General features: G+C 72.7%; 17 protein-coding genes and 1 pseudogene. 3 read left to right on the top strand and 15 right to left on the bottom strand.

The features are described 5' to 3' along the window. Nucleotides 1-74: 74 nt before the first annotated feature. The 5 genes from D7147_RS05455 to D7147_RS32920 form a co-directional block, all read right to left on the bottom strand. Complete coding sequence (locus tag D7147_RS05455) at nucleotides 75-3,029, bottom strand: ATP-binding protein (protein ID WP_120674262.1); 2,955 nt, start codon at nucleotides 3,027-3,029, stop codon at nucleotides 75-77. Between the two features lie 963 nt (nucleotides 3,030-3,992). Then, nucleotides 3,993-4,274 (bottom strand): hypothetical protein, encoded by a 282-nt coding sequence (locus tag D7147_RS05445; protein WP_233562949.1) that lies wholly within the window; start codon nucleotides 4,272-4,274, stop codon nucleotides 3,993-3,995. Nucleotides 4,275-4,341: 67 nt separating this feature from the next. After that, nucleotides 4,342-4,572, bottom strand: a complete 231-nt coding sequence (locus tag D7147_RS05440) for a hypothetical protein (protein ID WP_120674259.1) — start codon at nucleotides 4,570-4,572, stop codon at nucleotides 4,342-4,344. A 194-nt stretch (nucleotides 4,573-4,766) separates the two neighbouring features. Beyond that, nucleotides 4,767-4,937: a hypothetical protein gene (locus tag D7147_RS32365; protein WP_158609288.1), complete on the bottom strand. Its 171-nt coding sequence runs from the start codon at nucleotides 4,935-4,937 to the stop codon at nucleotides 4,767-4,769. A 329-nt stretch (nucleotides 4,938-5,266) separates the two neighbouring features. Further along, complete coding sequence (locus tag D7147_RS32920) at nucleotides 5,267-6,067, bottom strand: hypothetical protein (RefSeq protein ID WP_233562948.1); 801 nt, start codon at nucleotides 6,065-6,067, stop codon at nucleotides 5,267-5,269. Nucleotides 6,068-6,243: 176 nt separating this feature from the next. On the opposite strand from D7147_RS32920, the pseudogene D7147_RS05425 reads away from it, so the two are divergent. Continuing rightward, nucleotides 6,244-6,408: pseudogene (locus D7147_RS05425) on the top strand (transposase family protein); the annotation flags it as partial. Between the two features lie 130 nt (nucleotides 6,409-6,538). Here the strand turns inward: D7147_RS05425 and D7147_RS05420 are convergent. From D7147_RS05420 to D7147_RS05385, 8 genes are all read right to left on the bottom strand, one after another. Then, nucleotides 6,539-7,708 (bottom strand): FAD-dependent monooxygenase, encoded by a 1,170-nt coding sequence (locus D7147_RS05420; protein ID WP_120674257.1) that lies wholly within the window; start codon nucleotides 7,706-7,708, stop codon nucleotides 6,539-6,541. Beyond that, nucleotides 7,705-8,877, bottom strand: a complete 1,173-nt coding sequence (locus tag D7147_RS05415) for an FAD-dependent monooxygenase (protein ID WP_120674255.1) — start codon at nucleotides 8,875-8,877, stop codon at nucleotides 7,705-7,707. The genes D7147_RS05420 and D7147_RS05415 overlap by 4 nt, the downstream gene beginning before the upstream one ends. Beyond that, the gene (locus tag D7147_RS05410; RefSeq protein WP_120674253.1) at nucleotides 8,874-9,791 is read right to left on the bottom strand and encodes a thiopeptide-type bacteriocin biosynthesis protein; all 918 of its coding nucleotides are present in this window, start codon (nucleotides 9,789-9,791) and stop codon (nucleotides 8,874-8,876) included. The genes D7147_RS05415 and D7147_RS05410 overlap by 4 nt, the downstream gene beginning before the upstream one ends. A 70-nt stretch (nucleotides 9,792-9,861) precedes the next feature. Then, on the bottom strand, nucleotides 9,862-11,340 hold the full coding sequence (locus D7147_RS05405) for a hypothetical protein (RefSeq protein ID WP_199734084.1): 1,479 nt from the start codon (nucleotides 11,338-11,340) through the stop codon (nucleotides 9,862-9,864). Between the two features lie 8 nt (nucleotides 11,341-11,348). Continuing rightward, a complete protein-coding gene (locus tag D7147_RS05400) occupies nucleotides 11,349-13,271 on the bottom strand; it encodes a TOMM precursor leader peptide-binding protein (protein ID WP_120674251.1) in 1,923 nt (640 codons plus the stop codon). Continuing rightward, nucleotides 13,261-14,889: a hypothetical protein gene (locus D7147_RS05395; RefSeq protein WP_120674249.1), complete on the bottom strand. Its 1,629-nt coding sequence runs from the start codon at nucleotides 14,887-14,889 to the stop codon at nucleotides 13,261-13,263. Before D7147_RS05395 ends, D7147_RS05400 begins: the two co-directional genes overlap by 11 nt. Next, nucleotides 14,886-17,468 carry a lantibiotic dehydratase gene (locus D7147_RS05390; RefSeq protein ID WP_120674247.1) on the bottom strand — a complete coding sequence of 861 codons (2,583 nt, stop codon included), beginning with the start codon at nucleotides 17,466-17,468 and terminating at the stop codon, nucleotides 14,886-14,888. Before D7147_RS05390 ends, D7147_RS05395 begins: the two co-directional genes overlap by 4 nt. After that, on the bottom strand, nucleotides 17,465-18,526 hold the full coding sequence (locus tag D7147_RS05385; protein WP_199734083.1) for a hypothetical protein: 1,062 nt from the start codon (nucleotides 18,524-18,526) through the stop codon (nucleotides 17,465-17,467). Before D7147_RS05385 ends, D7147_RS05390 begins: the two co-directional genes overlap by 4 nt. Nucleotides 18,527-18,780: 254 nt before the next feature. On the opposite strand from D7147_RS05385, the gene D7147_RS05380 reads away from it, so the two are divergent. Together D7147_RS05380 and D7147_RS05375 are read left to right on the top strand one after the other, a co-directional pair. Then, nucleotides 18,781-19,356 (top strand): hypothetical protein, encoded by a 576-nt coding sequence (locus D7147_RS05380; RefSeq protein ID WP_199734082.1) that lies wholly within the window; start codon nucleotides 18,781-18,783, stop codon nucleotides 19,354-19,356. Then, on the top strand, nucleotides 19,353-19,574 hold the full coding sequence (locus D7147_RS05375; RefSeq protein ID WP_120674245.1) for a hypothetical protein: 222 nt from the start codon (nucleotides 19,353-19,355) through the stop codon (nucleotides 19,572-19,574). The genes D7147_RS05380 and D7147_RS05375 overlap by 4 nt, the downstream gene beginning before the upstream one ends. Before the next feature lie 7 nt (nucleotides 19,575-19,581). Here D7147_RS05375 and D7147_RS05370 read toward each other — a convergent pair whose 3' ends face one another. Continuing rightward, nucleotides 19,582-19,758 carry a thiazolylpeptide-type bacteriocin gene (locus D7147_RS05370; protein ID WP_120674243.1) on the bottom strand — a complete coding sequence of 59 codons (177 nt, stop codon included), beginning with the start codon at nucleotides 19,756-19,758 and terminating at the stop codon, nucleotides 19,582-19,584. A gap of 232 nt (nucleotides 19,759-19,990) precedes the next feature. Continuing rightward, nucleotides 19,991-21,496 carry a SagB family peptide dehydrogenase gene (locus D7147_RS05365; protein ID WP_120674242.1) on the bottom strand — a complete coding sequence of 502 codons (1,506 nt, stop codon included), beginning with the start codon at nucleotides 21,494-21,496 and terminating at the stop codon, nucleotides 19,991-19,993. Between the last annotated feature and the right edge of the window lie 248 nt (nucleotides 21,497-21,744).

Here is a 21,744-nt window from a genome sequence, read left to right as displayed (position 1 = left end):
CCCAAGGGCTATGAATCATGGAGTCATGCTCGGCGGGCCGAGTGCCCGTCGCTATCCAGTGGATACGTCAATTTTCACGACGGTTCATCGAGAGGATCTTCTTCGGCGAAGACTCCGGCCTCCACCGCCTTGACCGCGAGCGCGGTCCGCGAGGTCACCTTCAACTTGCGCATCGCCGCACGCAGCTGCTGATCCACAGTGGCCGGGGACTTGGCCAGGATCCGGCTGATCTCCCGGTTCGTCTTACCGGCGACAACCAGTTGAACCACGTCGAGCTCGCGAGGCGAGAGCTGGTCGCCGTACCCTCGTCGGCCGCCGCGCCACAGCCGCGGGACCTCGGCGCCGTGCTCGCGGAGCCGCTGTGCGACCCGGTCCGCGTCGCCGCGGGCGCCGAGCCGGAACAGCTGCTCGTACTGTGCGGCCAGCAGCTCCCGGCCTTTGTCGCTCTGGCCCTGCGCGATGAGTGACTCGGCTTGACGCTCGCGGGCGAGCATCGCGTCGTAGGGGCGCGGCAGCGCGCCCCAGGCGCGCGCCGCCCCGTCGTACGCCGTCGCCGCGCGGGCGTGGTCTCCGGCCGCGGCGAGCAGCAGGGCACGGCACACGGTGAGCGCGGCGCGTGGCGCGGGCGCCGTACGGTCACGCAGACCTCTGGCGAACTGGTCGCCCAGGCGGGTCGCGGACTTGAGGTCGCCCGCGGCGAGGTGCGCCTCGATCCGGGCGGGGACGAGGTCCGTCGCCCAGACCCAGATGCCCTTGCTCCGGACCGTCTCCATCGGCTCGTCCGTGATCTGCAGCGCCCGCCCGCTGTTTCCGTCCGTCAGCCACAGTCTGGCCAGCGCGGCGGCGGCCTCCATCGTGTCGTCGACCGCGCCGAGCCGGGCGGACTCCTCGAGGACCAGCCGGAACTGCTCCTCCGCGGCGCGCCGCCGTCCGGTCGCGGCGGCCAGCCGGGCCGCGAGCCGAATGCTGCCGAGGTAGTGCGCCGGACGGTCACGGTCGGCGTCGGCGAGTGCCGCGCTCCGCTCCGCGAGACCCTCCCACCGGCCGGTGAGCCACGCCAGGTTGGCCTGTTCGAGCCGGACGTTGTACTGCAAGCGGGACGCCTGCTCGGCCTCGGCGAGGCGCATGGCCACGGCAAGGTGCTCCTCCGCGTCGGCGTACCGACCCCAGATCAGTGCCCCGGTCCCGACGTTCGCGTGGATGCGGGCCACGTCGAGCCGCTCCGCCGAGGTCGCGCCGTCGACAGGCAGGTCGGCGACGACGTCCCAGGCCTCCTCCTCGCCGAGCATGAGCAGCGCGGCGGCCCGGTTGCCGGCCAGGTTCAACCGCTCGGCGGGAGAGTCGAATCCGGCGGTGAGCTCGGCGGCGCGATCCAGCCAACGGCGATGAGTCGACGCCGGCCACGGTCCCGCATAGGCCCAGCCGAGATAGGTCATGGCCCGAGCCGCCTCGACCGGGTCATGGTCGAGGTTGGCCACCGCCTGTTCGAGCTCGCCGAGGGCGGCCTGCGCCTCACCCCCGGTGATCAACAGCCGACCCAGGGGGTTGCGGATCTCGGCCTGCTGGCGTGCCGAGAGACCGGGGGTCTCCAGCACCGAGCGCAGGGTACGGATCACCCGGTGGTAGACCTCGTCGACGGGTTCACGACGGCCCAGTGCGGCTACCCCGGCGATGCGCGCGACCCGGGCCCGGTCCCCCGGCGCCAGCTCGGACGACGACAACAGGTCGACCAGCAGGTCGACAGCCTTGGTGTGGTCACCCGAGGCCATGGCCAGCTCGGCGCCCTGCTCGGCGTATCGCGCCCAGGACCGCGTCTCACCCGCCTCACGGAAGTGGCGGGCAAGACGGGCGACCCGCGGCGGATGGATGTCCTCCAACGCCCGGCCGGCCAGTAGGTGCAAGTGCCTGCGGTCGGTCAACGGGATCGCTTCGTAGACGGCCGTGGCGGCCAGCACATGCCGGAACCGCCACTGGCCGCGGTCGTCCCCGTCCAGGACGCCGGCATCGGCCGCCTCCGCGATAGCGCCGCGACACGCGGCCGGTGACAGACCGGCGGTCACCGCGATCGTGGCCACCGAGGCGCGCTCGGCCAACGTGGCCGCGGCTCGCAACACCTGCTGCGCCTCCGGCGACAGACGGCCCACCCGCTCCCGGGTGGAGTCGCGCACCGTCGGCGGCACCTGTAGCTCGCGCAGCTTCAGCCGCACCCACTGCCCGTCGCGGAAGACGAGGTCGGCGCGGTCGCACATGAGGCGAACCGACTCCTCCAGCGCCAGCGGAACACCGCCGGTCCGCTCGTGCATGAACGTCGTGAACTCCTGCGATATCGGGTTGCCGTCCAGCATCGAGGAGATCAGCGCCGCCGTGTCGGGGGGTCCCATCGGCGCCAGGGCGATCCTCAGCTGGGTCACGCCGGCAGGCAACCGGGAGGTCAGCCGCAGCAGCAGCGATCCGACGTCCACCTCCTCCGGCCGATAGGAGATCACGAGGCTCGGCCCGTCCGACTGCTGTCGGGAGGTGACGAAGAGCAGGAACTCCAGAGTCACCTCGTCGGCCCAGTGCGCGTCCTCGAGGACGAGAACGTCGACACGCAGCGCCCGGAGCAGCTCGTCCAGGGCGCGGAACAGGCGATGCCGCGCCGCCTTCGCGTCGTCCAAGGGCGGCAACGCGGGCGGCAGGTCAGCGGACCATTCGGGAAACAGCGGCCGTAACGCCCCCGCGAGGTCGGTGAGCGGCAACCGCGACACCGGCCCGTCGATCCCCCGGAACGCGTCGACGATCGGCCCCAACGTCAGCGACTCGCGAAGCGGTGGGCACACCGAGACCAAGGCGCTGCGCTGGTCCGGCGCGGCCAACCACTCTCGCAGCAGTCGACTCTTCCCGATCCCCGCCTCGCCCTCCACCAGCACGATCGCCGGCGGCCGGGCCAAGGCGTCCCGGAGCGCCGCCATCTCCCGATCACGACCAACGAAGTGCGGCGTGGAAACTGTCGGTGAAGTTGTGTTGTCCTCCGGCGAGGGGTCGAGCATGCGTGATGATCTCCCTCTCCGGTGCTCAGGCGCAAGAGCATCCCACGACTCGCCTCGCGGGACGCTCAGCTCGACCTCGGGCTGACGCCGTCGAGGCCGTGGCTGGCCCGCCGCCTCCGGGCGTCTTCGTCCGCGTCAAGGTGCATGGCCAAGCGCCCCGATGGGCCGCGAGACGCCAGGGCCCCGGCAAAGTCGTCAGGTAATGCCGAGTAGTGCCAGTGGGCGGGTGCTGTCACGGGCGTGGTGTCGGTTGGCGGCGGCGATGTTGGTGACCCCGGTCAGGCGTAGGGCGCCGATGGCTGCGTTGCGTAGGGCGGGCCATGACGTCGGGGCCGGTGCCGGTGCGGCTCTGGCTGCGGTCTTCGTCGTACGTGACGTCGGGGACCCAGTGGATCTTGTTTTCACCAGTGGCCGCGGATCCACTCCGCCAGTTGTGCCGGTCTCGCCTGGTCGACGCGGAGGTCGGCGATGGCGTGGACGGTCTCGGTGGTGAAGCGTTTCGGCTGGTCCAGGCGGCGTCTACGGCGGCGGATCTGAATGGCTTGGGCGGCGTGCGGGAAGTCGATGCCGGTGGAGGTCGTCAGGATCCTCAGGCTGCGGATCTCGCGGCGGCCGTGCCCGCGGTCGCAGTCGCGGGTGGCGTCCGGGACTGTCCGCCAGGGCAGGCCGGTGAGTTGGCGGTGCAGGTGGGGCTGGTTGCCTTTGATGATCTTCCGGTCGGGTCATGCCCGTCTTGCTGCCACCAACAGCGGCGCTTCCCCTCCAACTTCCACAAGCCAGACCCCGTCACGCGACTTTGCCGGGGCCCTGACCCGGGACGACACTCATGACCCTGGTCACGCCCAACACCAGCACGGGTCGCCTACGGTGACGTCCTCTGGCGGCTACATGGCGCGGCCCTGTTATCTGCGGCAAGAGCGGTGAGCCTCGCCGGACTGCCGTCTTTGATCGGCCGGGAGCCGGTCACGGCGGGGGTAAGCGGGCAGCCAGCTCCATCGGCAGCACCCGTCGCAGGGCTGCCACCGTCGCCGTCGCTCCGAAGCGCTCTGTGGCCAGCCGTTCAGCACGGGCGGACGCGCTGAAGATCTGGTCGACGGGTGCGGCCCGCAGCACGGCGACGATCCAGCCTTCCAGATCCTTCACGTCGTCGGGCAGTTCCAGAGCCTCCGGTGTCGGTGCCGGCCGGGGCGCCTGGTCGGGCCCCGGTTCGCCGGCTGAGGCGTACCGGTCGGGTGGAAGGCTCACCCGGTAAGGGTAGACGCAGACGGCGACGCCGTCGGTGGTGGCGCGCGCCAGCGGCCGCCTGGTCGAGTCACCACTCCTCGCGTGGAAAGTGCGTCGACCGGACGCAGGCGTCGTCCAGCAACAGGATCACGCGATACCGGGCGAGGCCGGCCGACCGCTCGAACAAAGAGGTCACGTACAGCAACTCCGGCTCACCGGTCGCGACGTCGAGGTTGCAGGGATGGCTGCGGAACGGCTCCCAATCCTCCCCCTCCAGCGTCAACCACGCGTGACTCCGATCGTCGCCCCCGAGGAACATCTCCTTTCCCGCCGGCTCCGGGGAAGCTTGAAACCGAACACCACCTCGAGGTCCGCCACGACCTCGCTCATCCGTGGATCCCAATCAGGATCTGTGGCCCCCAACAGCAGGGTCTTGTCCATAGCCATCTGTTCACCGATCAGCAGCTGAGCCAGTCGAAGAGTCCGCCCACAACAGTCACCGAGCCAGTCGCGTCACCTGCGGCGCCGTCGCCGTCGGCTGTCGACCAGGCTCTTGTCGCCGCCGACGATGATGCGGGATGCCTGAAAGGCCGCCAGTCGAGCTTCGAAGCTTTCGGCATTGACGTCTCGGACCAGGAACAGTCCATTGTCGCTGGGAATGACAGCATCAACGACGGCCGGCATGGCTTCACTCCTTTCGAGCCGCGCTGAGGGTCCTTACCTCCATATGAGGTGGGGACCCTCAGCCGCGATCAATGGTCGACGGCGACGAAGAACGAGCAGCTCGTCGAGGAGTGCCCGCGGCCCGGTTACCTCACAACACCCCTGGCCTGTCGCCCGGGATCGGGGCGACAGGCCAGGGGTGTTCGGTCGAAGGACGGCGGTCAGGAGCTCTTCGGGAGTTCCTAGGGCCACCGTTGGCGGGCGACGCTGTCCTGCCACTCGACCACTGGGCCACCGCCAGCACGCGTCGCGGACCGGTCAACGACCGGGAAATCCGCCCCGCCCACCAGCTAATGCGTCCCACGCCCCTGCTCCGTCTTCGCCGCGAGCACGTAGGTCGTGCCGGGCCGTAGCAGAGACTCGCCCTCCACCTGCCAGGTGTCCTTGCCGAGGGTTCCGCCCAGCTGGACTACGCGCAGCGTCTTGACCGGCTCGCCCTTGAGGGTCTTGTCCACCGTCACGTCGAAGACGGTGTAGGGCGCGCCGTCGCGCTCCTGCACCTCCGCGACGCGGTTTACCGTCGCGACGACGACGTAGTCGGCAAACCCGGCGACCTTCGTCTCGTCGGTGACATCGAACGCGTAGGACGAGTGCACCGTGTGCATGTCACCCGCCCGCAGCGAGTCGTAGGCCAACCATCCGCCGGAGGCCACCGCGACGGCGGCGGCGCCTGCGACCAGCGGTCGAACAAGGCGGCGGTTCATGCTCAGTACCCCCCATACGTTGTGATACGAGTTGATGTCCCACGATTGCAGGTTGTTGTTCATGTTCGGGTTGTAACAGGCCGGGCACGTGTCCATCACCGCGATCTCCGGCCCGTGGGCGAGCTTGAGAGAGTGCCCGAACTCGTGGGTCACCACCGCGTGCTTCTGCGAGTCGTTGTAGCCGTCCATCCAGTGTGTGTTCAGTTTGATGTCGTCCGCGCCCGCGCTGCAGTCGAACCAGCCCGCCCGACTGTCGCTCGAAGAGGTGTAGTCGGACACGTCGACGTCCGCGTAGGTTGAAGCTGTATCAGCTTTGACGTTGATCGGGTTCAGCGAGTTCCATACCGCAGCGGGCGCGGCTTGGTTTCCTTGCTCAGCGCTGCCCAATGAGCCCTTTTCATCGTGATCGTGCTGGTCACGGCGGGTGCGGCTAACCCGGAGATCGATGAGGGCGAGGCTCCAGGTAAGACAGCAGTCGACCAAGATCCGATGCCCCGACCGGGAGCCTCGCCGTGCTGTCTTACCCCGCCACGATTCCGCTGTCCAGTCGAACCCTGAGCCACCTCGCGGACGCTGCGGGTCGCCTGGTCTGGGCATCGGCGGCGCTGCCCGGTGCCATTCATGACCTGAGCGCCGCCCGCGTTCACGGCATCGTCGACGCGCTGAGCAGCGCCGAGGTGATGACGTTCGCGGACAAGGGCTACCCGGCTCTGAACGCCAGGGCTCGCCCGGGTTGGGCCGCCAGGCCGGATGCGTGGCGGCATCGCGGCCAGGGCGCTGGCCCTCGATCGCCCGGGCCAGCCGATCCGTGTGGGCGCCGAAGTCAGCGCCGCTTTCCGCACAGGTTCGTGGGTCGATCTATCCGCTCCCGCCGGTCGACGCGCCGTGCGCCAGCTCCGCGTCGGGGTCGTGGCCGTAGAGCCACCGGAGGTGGCTCAGGTCGACCTGCCGGGCCAGTTCCTCGTCGCGGGCGCGCTGCGCTGGCCCGTCGGGCAGGTGGAAGAGGGCGGCCCGATGCCGGGCCTGCCGGTGCACCTCCGCCACCCGGGGGCGGCGCGCCCGCTCGTACCGATTGAGGGCGGTGGCCGGGTCCGCGGCGAGTAGGTCGGCGACGAGCAGGGCGTCCTCCAGCGCCTGGTTGGCGCCCTGCGACAGGTACGGCAGGGTCGGGTGGGCGGCGTCGCCGAGCAGCACCAGCCGACGGCTGTGCCAGGGCCCGGCGATCTCCCGGTCGTACAGTCCCCAGCGGCTGACCCCACGGGCCGCGCCGATGACCCGGAGCACCTCGGGATGCCAGCCGTCCAGTGCGGCGGTCAGCTCCTCGACGGCAGGGTCGCCGGTCTCCGCGCTCTGCGCGCAGACCGCGCTGACGTGCACCGCTTGTCGGGCGGCGATCGGGTAGTACGTGACGTGGGCGTCGGGCCCGAACCAGAAGAGCACCCGGGGTACGCGGCCCAGTGTGGGCACCTCGTCCACCGGGAGCAGGCCGCGCCAGACGGCGTAGCCGGAGTAGCGTGGGGTGTCGTCGATCAGCGCGGGACGCACCACGGAGTGCACACCGTCGGCGCCGATGACCAGGTCGGCGGTGTCACTGGTGCCGTCGGCGAGGTGCAGCGTGGCCTGCTCGTCGTCCTCGCTGACGCGGACGACGCGCCGGCCGAGCCCGAGGTCGGCAGCCGGCAGGAGCCCGACCAGGCCGCGTTGCAGGTCGGCACGGTGGATAAGCACGTACGGGGCGCCGTAGGCGGTCACGCACGCGTCGCCGTGTGGGAGGGCGCAGAGGAGCCGGCCGTCGTCCCAGCGTCGGATCTCGATCGATTCGGCGGCGACGCCGTGCTCGCGCAGCGTCGGGCCCACACCGAGCCGGCGCAGGATCCGCACCCCGTTCGGGGAGAGCTGGATGCCGGCGCCGACGGCGGTGAACCGGGTCGCCTGTTCGTAGATGCGGTACGGCACCCCGTGCTGGCGCAGCAGCGCGGCGACGGCCAGGCCGGCCACTCCGCCGCCCACGATCGCGACCCGTGTCACGCCGCCACCCCGCCCGGCTCGTACCCGTACAGCCAGGCACGGGCGTCCAGGTCGGCGGCCTGGCGCAGCGCCACGTCTCGGGCGGCCTGTTCGGGGCCGTCGGCGAGGTGCATGTGCCGAGCCTGCGCGCGAGAGGCGCTCTGCACGGCGGTGGTCCGGGGCATGCGCTGCCGCTGGTAGCGCAGCAGCCGGTCAGGGGCGTCGGCGCGGGAGGCGCCGGTGAGGCAGGAGGCCAGCTCGACGGCGTCCTCGACGGCCTGGTTGGCGCCCTGAGCAAGGAAGGGCAGCATCGGGTGGGCGGCGTCGCCGAGCAGGGTGACCCGCCCGACCGACAAGGCGGTCAACGGTTCCCGGTCCCACAGCGCCCAGTAGCGGACCTCGCGGGCGGCTTGCGCGACGGCGGCGACCGGGGCGTGCCAGCCGTCGAAGGCGGCGACCAGTTCGGCCGGATCCACCGTGACGGACCACGATTCCACGGGCGGCCGGCGCAGGGGTGCGATGGCGGCGAAACCGAGTGCCCGGCCGCCGCTGACCGGGTAGCAGACGAAGTGCCTGCCCGGACCGAGCCACATCCGGGCCACCGGCGCACGGGCGCCCGCCGGCAGCCGGTCCATCGGCACCAGCCCACGGAACACGCCGAGGCCGGAGAAGACCGGCGTGTCCGGGACGAGCGCCGCGCGGACCGCCGACCGCAGCCCGTCCGCGCCGACCACCACGTCGGCCCGATGGGTGCGGCCGTCGGCGAAGGTGAGCACCACCTCCTCGCCGTCACGATCCACCCTGGTCAATGGCCGGCCCAGATGCAGCCGGGTGGGGTCCACCCGCGCGTGCAGGGCGTCGCGCAGGTCGGCCCGGTGCATCCCCAGGTACGGCGCGCCGAAGCGCACCTCACAGGCTGCGCCGAGTTCGGTGCGGGCCACCGGACGGCCGGACCAGCCGTGGATCTGCGCCGCGGCGAGTCGGACGGCCCGGGAGTCCAGCGTGGGCCGCAGGCCGAGCCGGTGCAGGGGCCGGACCGCGTTCGGGGAGAGCTGGACGCCGGCGCCGACCTCGGTGAGCCGGTCGGCCCGCTCGAACACCTCGTAGGCCGTGCCGGCCGCGTCGAGGGCCGCGGCCAGGGCCAGCCCGCCGATGCCGGCGCCGACGACCGCCACCCGCGGGCTACTCATGACGGGTTTCCGTCCGGGTACGCCGCAGCGAGCCAGGCGTAGGTGCGCAGCTCCTCAAAGAGGCTGCGGCCGAGTCGGTTGTGCAGCATGTGGACGTGGGAGAAGAGGATCTGGGCCGGCGGCGTGTCGCCGCTGGCGGCGATCTGCTCGGCCAGCTCCGCGATGGCGGCGTGCCAACGGCGGAACGGGCCGTGTGCGTCCGGGTCGGGGACCGGGCCGGTGGCGTCGACGGCGCAGAGGGCGGCCAGCTGCTCAGGCGTGGTGCCGGAGTGGCCGGCCCACACCCGCCAGGCGTCCATGCTGCGGCGGTAGAACTCGGCCTGCCGCTCGGGGCCGCCGAGGGCGGCCGCGGCGGCGATGGTGCCTCGCAGTCCCAGCCCGGTGCGCAGCCCCTCGGAGGGCCGGCTGGGCAGCATGGCGACGACGAGCTCGCTGGACAGCTGGAACAGCCGCTCGGTGGCGGGCATCAGCGACCGACCGCCGTAGCGCAGGTGCTCCGGCTCGTAAACGGCTCGATGCACGCCCGGCGGCATCAGGTCGAGCACCTGCCGGTCGGCACCGCGTTCGGTGGCGGCGAAGGTCACCGCGCCGGCCCGGTAGCCGGCCTCGTCGAGGGGTTCCTCGTCGTCGGCCAGCCGGCCAGCCTCGGCCAGCCGGTCGCGCAACGCCTCCTCCACCCGGTGGTACGCCTCGGAGCCCAGGTCGCCGACCCGGAACCGCAGGTGAGTGCCGGCCTGCCAGAAACGCATGAAGAACCAGGGCCGACCGTCGAGTTCGGCGGCCACCGGCCGGATCACCTCCTGGATCACCCGGTCCTGCACCGAGCGGGCGTCGGAGGCGAGGTGCAGGTGCCACGAGCTCCACTCGGTGGGCCGGGTCGCGGCGTGGTCGGGGCGGAGCACGGTCTGGGTCACGGCATCTCCTTTGTTCTCGATTGCGGGGCTCGCGAACCTGGGTAACTGCTCGCGCTCACGGCACCTCTCCTCACAACCTGATGTCGAGCAGCCCGCCGCTGGCGTGCCGCGGGGTGCCCACCACCACGGCGAGCGCGATCATCTCGTCGCCGGCCAGACCGAGCAGGTTCCGTGTCGCGTTCTCCACGAACGCCCGGACCGGCCGGGCGTACAGGTCGGCCGCGCTGGCCGCGAGGGAGAGGCCGTGCGCGGCCCAGCCGACGGCGTACTGGGTGGCCGTCCAGGCGGTCGGCCCGTAGGCGGCGTTCAGCTCCCGGGGGCGGACCGACAGGAACCACACCATGGAGGCGTGCCGGACGCCGCAGCCGTCGGTCGGGGTGAGCGGGTAGCCGTACGTCGCCTCAAGCTTCGTGGTGATCTCCCGGTCGGCTCGGTGCAGGACGAGTTCGCCGTCCGGCCCGACCCGGTGCACGCCGTCGGCGTACCCGTCGATGTCGCGCAGGGCGACCGAGACGGTGATCCGGTCGCGGACGGCGGCCAGGGTGGGCCCGGGTGCCGGTACAGCCAGCCAGCGTGTGATGTCGTGCACGACCGCCGCCGGCAGCCGCCGACGCCGGGAGTCGAAGCCGGGCCGGCCCGCCGGCATCCGTCCCGAGTTCCGACGCCAGGTCAGCTCCGCCCAGTCCGGCGCGGTCGGTGCGGCGGCCGCGTCCGCCGGCACACCGGAGCCGAGCCGGGTGGGTGGGTCAGTGAACGCTTGCGCCCGGTTCACCGCCGCCACCTCGGCGAGGACCGGATCGGGTGACTCGGCGGGCGGGTCGGCGGGCGTCGGGCCGGGCACGAGAGGGGGCGCACCCAACCCGACGGTGACCGGCAGCGACCACTCCCAGGCGGGGTCGAGCCCCACCTCGGCGAGGACCGCGCCGGCCCCGGCGTCGGGCAGCCGCACCCACGCTGGCACCCGGAAGTGGTGCAGGCCGATGGCGAGGGCGCGCAGCGCGTAGCCGGTCTCGATGGCGACCAGTGAGCCGCGGAACCAGCGGTAGCCGCGCGGGATGCGGGTGTAGCGACCGGTCAGCGCGAGCTGCCGGGCCCGGGGCGGATGCCCGGGTACCGACAGGGTGGTCAGCGCGTGCCGGTCGGGATCCAGCAGCGTCCAGTGCTCTCCGTCGTCGGCGAAGACCTGCACCGGGTACAGGCAGCGCGGCGAGGCATAGCCGCGGTGGGGGTTGTAGACGTTGTCCGGGTCGTACCACTGCGGCCCGTACGCGGCGACCAGGGCGTGCCCGAGCGGGTCAGCCACCTCCCCCGCCACCTGCCCGTGCGGGTACGCGGTGCGCGACAGCAGCTCCGCCGTCCCGTACGGCAGTGGCCGGCGGGTGCCTCCGACGGCGGCGGCTGGGGTGGGCGGGTGGACGTGCGTCTCCATCGGAGGCACCGGCTCGGACAGCCAGGGTGGGATCACGGTCTCGTCGGCCCCGGCGGCGTACGCGTACCAGAGCGACTCCCGGCCGATGGTGTGGTCGGTGTACGGGGCGGGAACCCGCATCCCGGCGCTCACGGGAACGGGTGGGGGTCGTAGGGCAGCGGTCGTCCGGCCTGGGCGGTGCCGGCGAGCGCGGCGGCGAGCCGGGGCTGGCCCAGCAGCCGCTGCTGGGCGTGGCCGAAGCACATCGGCAGGATGCCGGGTACGACCATCTTGACCACCGAGATGCCGACGTCCCGGTGCTCCCGGGTGCTCTGGTCGACCAGCACCATCCGGTCCATGCCGGCTGCTGCGTAGAGTTCCCGGACGTGGTCCAGGGCGCCCCGAACGTCACCAGCGGCGGCCCGCTCGAGCTGGCCGGGCCAGTCGCCGAACGCCTCGGCGATCGTGGTCTCCGGGCCGCCCAGCACGGCGGTGGCACGGGCCAGTGTGGCCGGATGCATGTAGTAGCGGGGGTGGTGGACCAGTTCCTCCATGTTCCACGGGTCGGCCAGCATCGGCTCGATGTCGGAGGTGTCCGGGTCCTGCGGGTCGGTGACGAGCTGGGCGACCTCCCGTAGGGCGCCCCTGATGGCGGTGGCCGGGTTGGCGCCGGACCCTCCGGAGTGGAAGGTGGCCGGGAATCCGCCGGTCCGGTTGACGGCGAGGGTCCACACGATCGGCAGGGCCACGTCCTGGGTGGCGACGAGGATGTGGACGTCGAAGCCGCGAGCGTTGATGAGGTCGATGAGGGCCTTGCTGTCCGGGTCGGTGATCGTCGAGGTGGGGATCACCGGCAGCGGGGTGGCCCGGTGCCAGGCGATCAGGAAGGCGTCCCGCTCGGCGAGCTCGAGCAGCGAGTGCAGGGCGGCCTCCTCCAGGCAGGAGCCGGCGGCACAGCCGCTGGAGGAGTCGTAGAAGTGCTTGCGGTTCTCCCGCGGGTTGGCCCGGCGCGCGGCGCGGGCGGCCCGGCGGTTCAACTTGTACCGGTACTCGTACTGGTAGAAGCCGATCTCGGCGGGTACCAGCACCGGCCGCCCGGTGCTGAGGTCGTGGCCCCACACCCAGTCCATCGGGCTGTCCGGGTGTACCGGGAGCACCCGGGCGGTGGGGTGGGCGAGCTGCTCGTCGGTGTGCCCGCCGAGGGTGGCCGGGTCGAGGGCGTGGTCGGCGACCTGACGGTAGGTCAGCCCCTGGAGCACTGGCGCGTCGAACGGGAAGCCGCCGAGGCGCTCGTAGAGCTCGATGAGGCCGACCGGTTCGGCCTCCCGGAAGGTCATCGCCCGGCCGTGTCCCCACGCCGGCGCGTCCGGCATGATCGACATGCTCATGGCAAAGGGCGCGGCCGACTCCAAGATGATCTTCTGGACCGGGCCGAAGCGCTCGTCGACGACCCGGTCCCGCAGCGCCCCCGGAACGACCAGGCGGGCACCGTCCGCGGCCCGGGTGGGGTCGCCCGGTGCGGCGGGGTGGCTGCGCAGGGTCAGCGACTCCGGTCGCCAGTCCAGGTCCGGGTGGAAGCGCGGTGCGCAGGACGAGCAGTAGAAGTGCCGCGGGATCCGGTGCCGCCGCACACCGGCCGGGCCGACCACAGCGAGCTCGCCAGGAGCCAGCGGCACGTCCGCCAGGTTCCGGGCAGCCGCCGCCAGCAGGTCCGGCAGCAGTGGGTCGCCGGTGCCGGTCCGCCAGCGGTTGAGGTCCAGGCGGGCCTGCAACGGGTGCTCCAGCACCGAACGCTCGCGGGACTCGGCGCAGACCGGGCAGCCGGCGTCGGTGCCCGGTGCCCAGCGCGGGCCGATCTGCACCTCGTCGTCGTACACCCGCACCGACAGGTGCTCGCGGCCGTCGGCGGCGCTGCGGCGCCACTGCCCGGTCTGCCAGTTCAGGTCGAATCCGCGGTCGAGCGTCACGGTGGCGTCGACCGCGAGCAGGGGGGCCAGCGCGGTGAGCCACTCGTCGGCGGCGTCTGCGGCGAACCCCGGCCCGAGGTTGGGCCGGTCGGTGTCAGTGCCCATCGGTCTGCTCCTCGATGTCGCCGGTAACCTCGACCGGGCCGTACCAGAACGGAAGCTCACCCAGGACGGGATCGGCGTGCCGGGCGCGGCCGCGGAACCGGCGGCCGGTCGCCGCGGCCAGCGCGGTGACCTGCTTGCGCAGCGCGTGCACCACGCCGTCATCGGCGAGCAGCAGGGCGTCGGTGTGCAGGGCGGGTGCCGGCTCGCCGCCAGCTGCCTCGACCTGTCCGGCGGTGACAGCCACCCCCACGGCGGCCCGGACGGCGGTGTCCGTGTCCGGCCCCCATGCCACGCCGAGCGTCTCCCCGTCCGGGGTGCGCACCCGGGCCAGCCGCCAGTCCAGGCCGGGTACCGCGCGCAGGTCGACGACGTGCGGCTGGGCACCCAGGCTCTGCCGGATCCGGTGCGTCTCCGGGTCCAGCTCGGCCGGGTCCAACGTGGGGGCCGGCTCGGCTTCCGCGGCGAGCAGCCGCAGTGCGCCGTCGAGCAGCCAGGTCTCCTCGGTCAGTCCGGCCGCGCCGCCGTCGGGCGCCCGCCGCATCCCCTCGATGGCCGCCGCGACGTACGCGGTCTGGAGGTCGGGCCCACCGGCGAAGACCGAGCCGGTCCGGCCGTCGCGGTACGCCAGCTCGCGCTGTGACAGCGGTAGCTGGGGCAGCTCCGGTTCCCGGTCACCCCGGGTGTACGGGCCGGTCCAGCGGGTGGTGAGGGCGGAGACGGCCGGGGTCAGGTCGTCGATCGTGGGCAGCGGAACGGGTTGGGCGTCGTCCAGCAGGTGCCAGCGCTCGTCGTCGGCCAGCGGCGCTCCGAGCACCACCCGGTCAGCTGTGAGCGCGTCGGAATGCACGACGTATGCGTCCCGGCGGGTGTCCTGACCGGCGATGACCGTGAACAGCAGGTGCGCGGCGAGCGCACCGGCCAGCGCGTCCGCGACCGGACGAGCGGGCGGCGGCACGGACTCCGCCGCAGCCTGGTCCAGGACCCGGTCCCGCCACGCCGGCCACCTGGCGGCGGTCGCGGTGTCGGTCACCACCGGTCCGGCCACCAGCACCCGGCCGTCCAGCAGCACCGGCAGCACCGGCGCCGCGGCCGGCTCGGGCGCCTCGCCGGCGGCGAGGCAGCGGATCACCGCGTCGAATCCGCTGAGGTCGTCGGCCGCATCCCGCGCCTCCGCCGCACCGATCCCGGCCCGGAGCAGCCCCCGCACCGCCGGCCCGGTGACCTCGACGGGGCCCACCACCGCCACCCGCGCTGCCCGCACCGCCGCGAAGGCGGCGTACGGATCCGCGGAGACCGCCTCCAGGTACGCCAGTGGCCCGGCCCACCGCTGCCGCTCGGCCTCGTCCGGCTCGGCGACGGTGTGCGCCGCGAAATCCAGGAGCAGGTTGTGCCCCCGTAGCTGGTCGACCAGGTGGCGGACGACCGGCCTGGCCCGCTCGCCCAGCGCGGTCACCATCTCGTCCTCGGTGGTGCCGACGTCCAGCAGCGGCACACAGGTGTCGGCGACCCGGAACAGCAGCGTTGAGCCCCGCAGGACGAGCTGGTCGCGGCCCCCGGCGAGGTAGACGCCGTCGGGCGTCGGCGCGTAGTGCAGGTACGGTCGCGCGCGCAGTCTCATGACTTCTTCCCTCCGTACTGGAACAGGCCGCCGGGGCGCCTGCCGATCTCGACCACCCACTCGTAGGCGTGCGTGCCGTCGACCACCCCGGGAAGCGCCTCCTCCAGGTAGTCCACGGCTTTCCCGTCGGCCCGACGCTCGAGCATCCGCGGCAGCACCCGGGTGCCGAGGGCGGAGGTCAGGTCGACGTACTGCGGCTTCTGCTTCTGCCGGCGGGGCATGATGTCGGCCGGGCGCAGTGACCGGGGCGCCTCGTCGTCGAAGGCGGTCTTGACCACCACCTCCTCCGGTACGCCGTACCGGCCGCGCCAGCCGGTGAGGGCGAGCAACCGCTCGGGGCCCTCCGGCGCGGCCAGCGCCCCGTCCAGCTCGGCGCCGCCGTACCAGCGGCGGCGGCTCAGCACCACATCGCCGACGGCGATCCGCGGGGCGATCCGGGTACGGGCTCGGTCCCACGGGTTGCCGCCGTGCCAGAGGTCCAGCAGGTAGTTGTTGAGTCGGCCGCCGGTCGCCAGGCAGGACGCCACCGACAGTGGCGGCGGGAACAGCCCCGGGTGCCCGGTGCCCAGCGGCAGCACCCGCAGCCGCTGCCCGTCGGCATCGGTGACCGCGAGCGTGTCGGTGTCCGGATCGTGCACCAGACGCAGCGCGTACCAGTCGTCCGGGCCCAACCCGTCCGGCAGCACGCGGGGATGGGCGTTGACGTTGAGTCGGTGCAGCCCCAGGTCCTCCACGACCCGTGCGCCGTCCCAGCCGAAGCGCTCGGCGAGCCGGTCGGCGAGGTACGGCAGCGCCCGCCCGCCGAGCCGCCGGTCGCCGTCGAGGAAGCGGGAGTAGAGCATGCCGTGCCCCGGCAGCCCGTCGTTGACGACCAGCCGGTCCCCCGCCCACTGCGCGAGCACCCCGTAGCTGAGTGGGTCACGCCGGAACTCCTCGGGCAGCTCGGCGACGAGCTCGTACGCCTGCTCGGCGGACCACCGCACCTCGGGCTCGCCCGCCTCGGCGGCTCGAGTGATCTCCGCCCGGGTCCAGGCCATGATCCGGCGGCGCAGCGCGTAGAGGCGCAGCAGCGGGTCGTCGCCGACCGGGCTGTCGTCGGTGAGCGTCGCGGCGTACTCCCCGGCCGCCACAGCCTGTGCGGACACCGCCTCGACGAGTTCGTCGGCGTGGTCGGCGAGCGGGACGCAGGCGCCGGCGCCGAACCGCCGGACGAAGGCCCGGGTGGTCATCATGCGCACGTCGTGCAGCCAGTCGAAGACCGACAGCAGCTCCACCGCCGCGCCCAGGTCGGCCAGGTTGCCCCGCACCGGCTCGGTGTCCACGGTGGCCGGCGGGAGGAGGTAGTCCTCCTCCACCATCACCTGGGCCGGCCGCTGCGCCAGCCCGCTGACCCGGGCCAGGTCGGCGCGCAGGGTCGCCAGGTCGGCGCCCCGCTCCATCACCGGCCCGTCGGCCAGCCGAGACAACCCGGCACGCACGTCGGCGAGGGCGTCGGCGGCCAGGGTGTCCGGCCGGTCCAGCTGTTCGGCCAGGTCGGCGTCGCCGTTCTCGGCCTCGTTGAAGGTGCACAGGATGCCGCTGTCCAGCGCCCGCAGCACGATCTGCTCGGCGTCGGGCAGTGGGCAGCCGGCGTGCGTGGCGACGTATCCGGCCACCGCCCGGGCCGGACGCGGGCCCATGGCGATCGCGTCCATCAGCAGCTTGATCGGGCCCCGCAGCGGTGCGGAGAGGCGCTGGTAGCCGCCCTCGGTGGGGCGCAGGAAGAACAGCGCGCCCTGCTCCGGCTCCACCGCGGAGGTTGGCGAGAGCCCCACCCAGGCACCGAGCCGCGCCGCGCCCGCCGGTGGGTTCAGCCCGCCCAGCACATAGGCGATCATGACGCGGTCCAGGCTGGGGAACGAGTGCGCCCCGGTGAACGGCACGCTGCGCGGGTCGACCCCCTCGGGGCCGGGCACCGCGATGCCGACAGCGGTGAACCGGGCCAGCGGGCTGGTCCGGACCATGGCCCGGGTGACGTACTGGATCAGGCCGCGCTCGGACTTGCGGCCTCGGGCGGCGACCGGTTGGCCGGTGGCCACGGCGGCCCGGTAGCGCTCGGCCTCCTCGTGCACCTCGGGAGCGAGCAGAGCCAGCGAACGGCGCAGGTCCTCGTCGCTCAACAGCCCGGCGAGGGTCCCCCGTTCCCGCTCGGCCGCCGCCGGATGCTCGGCGATGAGCCGGGCCCGCAGCTCGTCGCGGCGATGCCGGGCGGCGACCCAGGCGGCCACGGCGGGCAGATGCGTGAGGTCCGTGCGGGGCTCCCGGTCCCGGGAGATGGCGCGGCGGGCCTCCACCAGGCGCTTGCGTTCGGCCTCGTCGGAGCTGGCACCGATCAGCCGGTAGAGATCGTCGGCGCAGCGGGCGGCACTGTCGGACAGCGCCCGGTCCACGTCGGTCAGGTCGGCCAGGAGCGCCCGCAGCGTCGGGTCGGCGAGGCGGGCCCGGCGCAGCGGGTTGATCCGCAACTGCCAGAGGGGCTCCGCCGGCGAGGTGGTGCTGATCGGGGCGAGAGGCGCCGGGGCGGCGGGGGCGAGGGTCATGCCGCCCTCCCCGCGGTCGCGACGACCCGGACCCGGTCACGGGTTAGCCGGTCCTGCCAGCTCTCACCGAGCACCTCGTCGACCAGCTCGCTGATCGCGTAGCACATGTAGTAGCGCTGCATCGGCGACACGGTGAGCAGCGGAAGCTGCTGGTAGAAGAGGTTGATCAGCACGCGGTATGCGGCGAACCACTGGGTGGTCCGGTCGTAGGCGCCCGATGCGGCGACCCTGCGGTGGAACTCGGTGTCCGGCTGGTCGCCGGTCGGCACCACGTCGGGGGCGCTGGGCGGGCCCATCGCGGCGGTGTCCACACTGCCGGTGATCTCGTCCAGGAGGTCGAGGCTGAGCGTGCCGTCGGTCACGGCCGCGTCGAAGGTGCCGGCGCAGTAGGCGAACGCCGTCCGCCAGGCCGCCGCCGGGCCGCTGGGGGTGCCGGCGAGCCGTTGCTCGATTACCGGGCGCAGCACCGTCGCCTCCCGCGCCAGCCGCTGTGCGAATGCCGGGCGTACGTCCCGGGTGGGCCGCGCCCAGGCCAGGAAGGCCTCGACGTGCGACCGGAACGAGTAGACGCCGTGCGCCAGCCCCAGGAAGTACGAGTCGGCGAGCGCCGCGAAGGCCTCGCCGAGGCGTACTGTGCCCTGCTCGGGCCGGCGCGCCAGCTCGTCCACCGTGTCCAGCAGCGGCGTGGTCAGGACGCTCTGCGCCACCTCCCAGCCGGCCAGGGCGCGCAGCGCCGGTTGCCGGGGGCCGCTGTCCTCCCGGCGGAGCAGTTGCACCGCGCCATGTTCGGCCATCGGCAGGTACGGCGGGGGCACCGCCTCCAACCGTCCGAACTCGCGGGCCTGCGTGAGGTAGTCCTCCTCGCTGAGGGCACGGGCCGGGTCCAGTGGGCCGGCGTCCAGCTGTGCGGCGATGGTGGCCCAGTTCGCCGCGCCCCCGGCGCCGCCGTACGCGACGATGTCGACGTGGGGACCGTGCCGCCAGCCCCGGTGGAGGTGGACGACGGCGTTGCCGTCGTCGTGCAGTGCGCGGGCCACCGGCACCACGGATCGTGCCAACCAGGGAAGCGTCACGGGCCCCCTGGTGTGGAGCCGCACACCAATCACGTCGGTGGCCGGCTCATACGCCTCGGTCGTCATGTCGACGCACCTTTCCGGAATTGTCTCGACGAGCAGGAAATTCACTGGGAATTCGATTCTCGACCCGCGCGGCGATCGAACAACAATGTTCCTGACAACTGTCAGCAATTCGCTGACGGCTCGTCCCGGCGGGTGGTTTGCGCCTTTTGAGCGACCTACGCTAAGGTCTGCCCATGTCAGCTGACACCGGCGCGCGTCAATTGGGCGGCGAGTCCGTGAATCGCCGAGACCCGCTCGCCATGGGCGTCGTCACGATGGTCATCTATGGGTTGCTCTGGCTGATCGTGGGTGTGACCGGCCTACCGGTGCCCACCGGCGTCCGGCTCGCCCTCGACCTGGCCGCCGTGGTCGGCGCCGGCGCTCTCCTGATGGCGGGCCGGCGGCTGCGGGCGCGCGGTCCGTCCCGGGTCCGCCGCGTCCACCCGCATTCGATGCGGTGGTTCCACCTGGTCAACCTGGCCCAGACCGCGTTGATCCTGGCCGCCGTCTTCGGGCTGCTTCGGGCCGGTTCACCAGGGCTGATCGTCGTGGCCGTCTGCCTGGTCGTCGGCTTGCACTTCCTGCCACTGGCCCGGATCTTCGACGTCCCCGGCTACTGGTGGACCGGCGCACTGCTGATCCTGGTGGCCGCGGCCGGCGCGACAGCGTACGGTCTTGATACGAGTAACGGAACCGTACGCGCGGTGGTCGGCCTGCCGGCCGCCGTCGCGCTCTGGTCCACCGCGCTGGACGTGTCCCGGCGCGGGTGAGCGAGGGCCAGGCGCACCGACGTCGGCTGCACTCGTCCAACTTCGACTTGGACGAGCACAGCCGACGTCAGCCGCGTCAGCAGGTGCTGGACGAGCGGGTGGGCGAGGGCGATGGCGCCCCGGGGTGGCCGCTCGATGCGCCCGACGCCGGCTGGCTCTCGCCATCGTTCATCCACTGTGTCCCGTCGCCGGTCCGGCTGGTCTCGGTCCGACCGTGACGGTCGTTCAGCAGGTGCTGGACGAGCAGGTCGAGGAGGAGGACGAGGTGCCGATGCTGCCGCTCGACGCGCCCAGCTCCGGCAGAGCCACGCCCTGGGCGACCTCGAGGACCTCCAGGTCGGCGATCTCGAACGAGTCGAAGGTCTTGTCGTCCTGGGCCGCGGTGGTCTCGTCGATGCTCATGTCATTTCTCCTTCTGTTTTAAGGGCTTTCCTTCAACCCTTCCGGTGAAATCAATTCTGGCCCCGCCCAACGACCGTGTCCATGCTTTGTCAGCGCCTGCTGACACATATCACGGTGGCAATTACACCGGCGCCGGCCGTAATCGCGAAAGGGCCGCCCGGGTCGAGATGAGTGCCTGTCGGAGAAGGCGCACACCAGGCCCGGACGGCCCGTGGAACGAAGCTTCGGCAGGTCATCCCAGCCCCAGCTCCTCGCCGGCGCGCAGCGCCCAGTCCGCACCGTTGAGCAGCTGCCAGCCGTCCTCGGTGCGCCACGTGCCCAGCTCACCCGCCGGCCGGCTGCCGAGCAGGAAGTCCCCCACCGACGTCTCTCGCAGCCAGTCAAGCCGCAGCACCCGGGCGGTCAGGTCGGCGTCGCCGATCCCCAGCCCGCACGGCGCCAGCCCCATCGCCGTCGCCACCAGGTACATCGTCTGGTAGACCACCCCGCAGTGCCGCAGCGTCATCCCGTAGGCGATGCCCGCGTACTTCCAGGACAGCCGCTGGAAGCGGGAGGTCAGGGTGATCAGCACGTCACCGTCCGCCTCGCCGCCGGTGGCTCCCGCGGCGATGTCCAACATCGCCGCCTGGTCCGCCGGCTCGTCGTTGACCAGCACCAACCGGTGCGCCGCGGAGTCGTAGAACCAGATCCCCGCGTCCAGGCCCGCGCAGCGGCGCACGGTCAGGTACAGCTCGATCTCGTACGCCGACCCGCCGGTCGGATAAGGCCGCCCCACGATCTCGTTGCCGGTCGGGTCGCCCTCGGCACCGCGCAGCACCCGCACCCGACCCACCCGGTAGAGGAACTCGCCGAGCTGGCGCAAGGTGAGCGGCTCCTCGCCGTAGGAGCGGATGGACCGGCGGCCCTCCAACGCCACGGTGAACGCCGGGTCCCGGGCCAGCACCTCGTCGAGCTCGGGCCGGTACAGCTCCACGGTGCGGCCCGCCGGCGGCTCCTTGACGGCTGGCAGCGGCGGGATCTCCCCCCGGTGCGGGTAGATCCCGCCGATCGGGTCGTCGTAGCGACCGGGGCGGGTGCGCGAGTGGAAGAGCAGGTCGTGGAAGGACCACTGGCGCAGCGTCAGATCCACCTCGGACTCGAAGCCGCCGGCGCTGTCCGCCGCGTCGACCAGGCCCGCACCGACGAGATGACCCAGGAGCGTGCCGACCGCCGCGACGTCGAGGTCGTCGCCGGCCAACTCCGTCGGGGTACGCGGGGTGCCCAGCTCAGCCACCAGGCGTCGGGCCACCGGGTGCACCAGGAGCACCCGGTGCCGGGCCAACGGCGACTCCAGCACCAGCGCGCCTTCCCGAGTGCGGCAGAAGGCGAAGCGGGACAGCCGCACCCGGACGGCCGGCGCCACGGTGACCGGCGCGTACTGCGTTCCCGGCGAGGTCCGCTCAAGCCGCAGCATTTCGTGGCCACCCGCGACGACGCCCCAGGCGAGCAGGTGGGGCGCCCGGTCGAGAAACCCGCGCAGCTGGGCGGCCTCCCGCCCGGTCAACCCGCTGAGCAGGACGGCGGGGTCGACCGGCCCGTCGGCGAGCCGGCGTAGCGCCGCGCCGAGCCCGCTGCCGACCTGCCGCATCGCGACCACCCCGGCGGGGCTGGTGAGGACGACCCGGTCGGCTTGGAACTCCGCCCGGGCGTCGTCGCGGAACCTGACGACCGTGCCGTCGGTGGGGGTTGGCGTCTGCATGGTGCACTCCGTTTCCGTCGCGGGACTGGGCCTCGGGTCTCGCCGCCACGGATTCCGGACCTCGCCGGACACGACGCAACGAGGCGCCGCCGCCACTGTCCCCGGCCACCCCGGCCGCCGTCATCGACGGATGACGCTCGCACCTCACTCCGGTGACACCGGTCATGCCGGGTTCGTGACACCCGTACCCGCATCCGTGACGGACATCGTGGTGGCGCTGGCCCGGCGAACGGTCCGGGCAGAGGCTG

Origin of the sequence: Micromonospora musae, assembly GCF_003626545.1 — a bacterium.
Lineage (GTDB): Bacteria > Actinomycetota > Actinomycetes > Mycobacteriales > Micromonosporaceae > Micromonospora > Micromonospora musae.
This window is presented reverse-complemented; position numbering and strand designations above follow the sequence as displayed.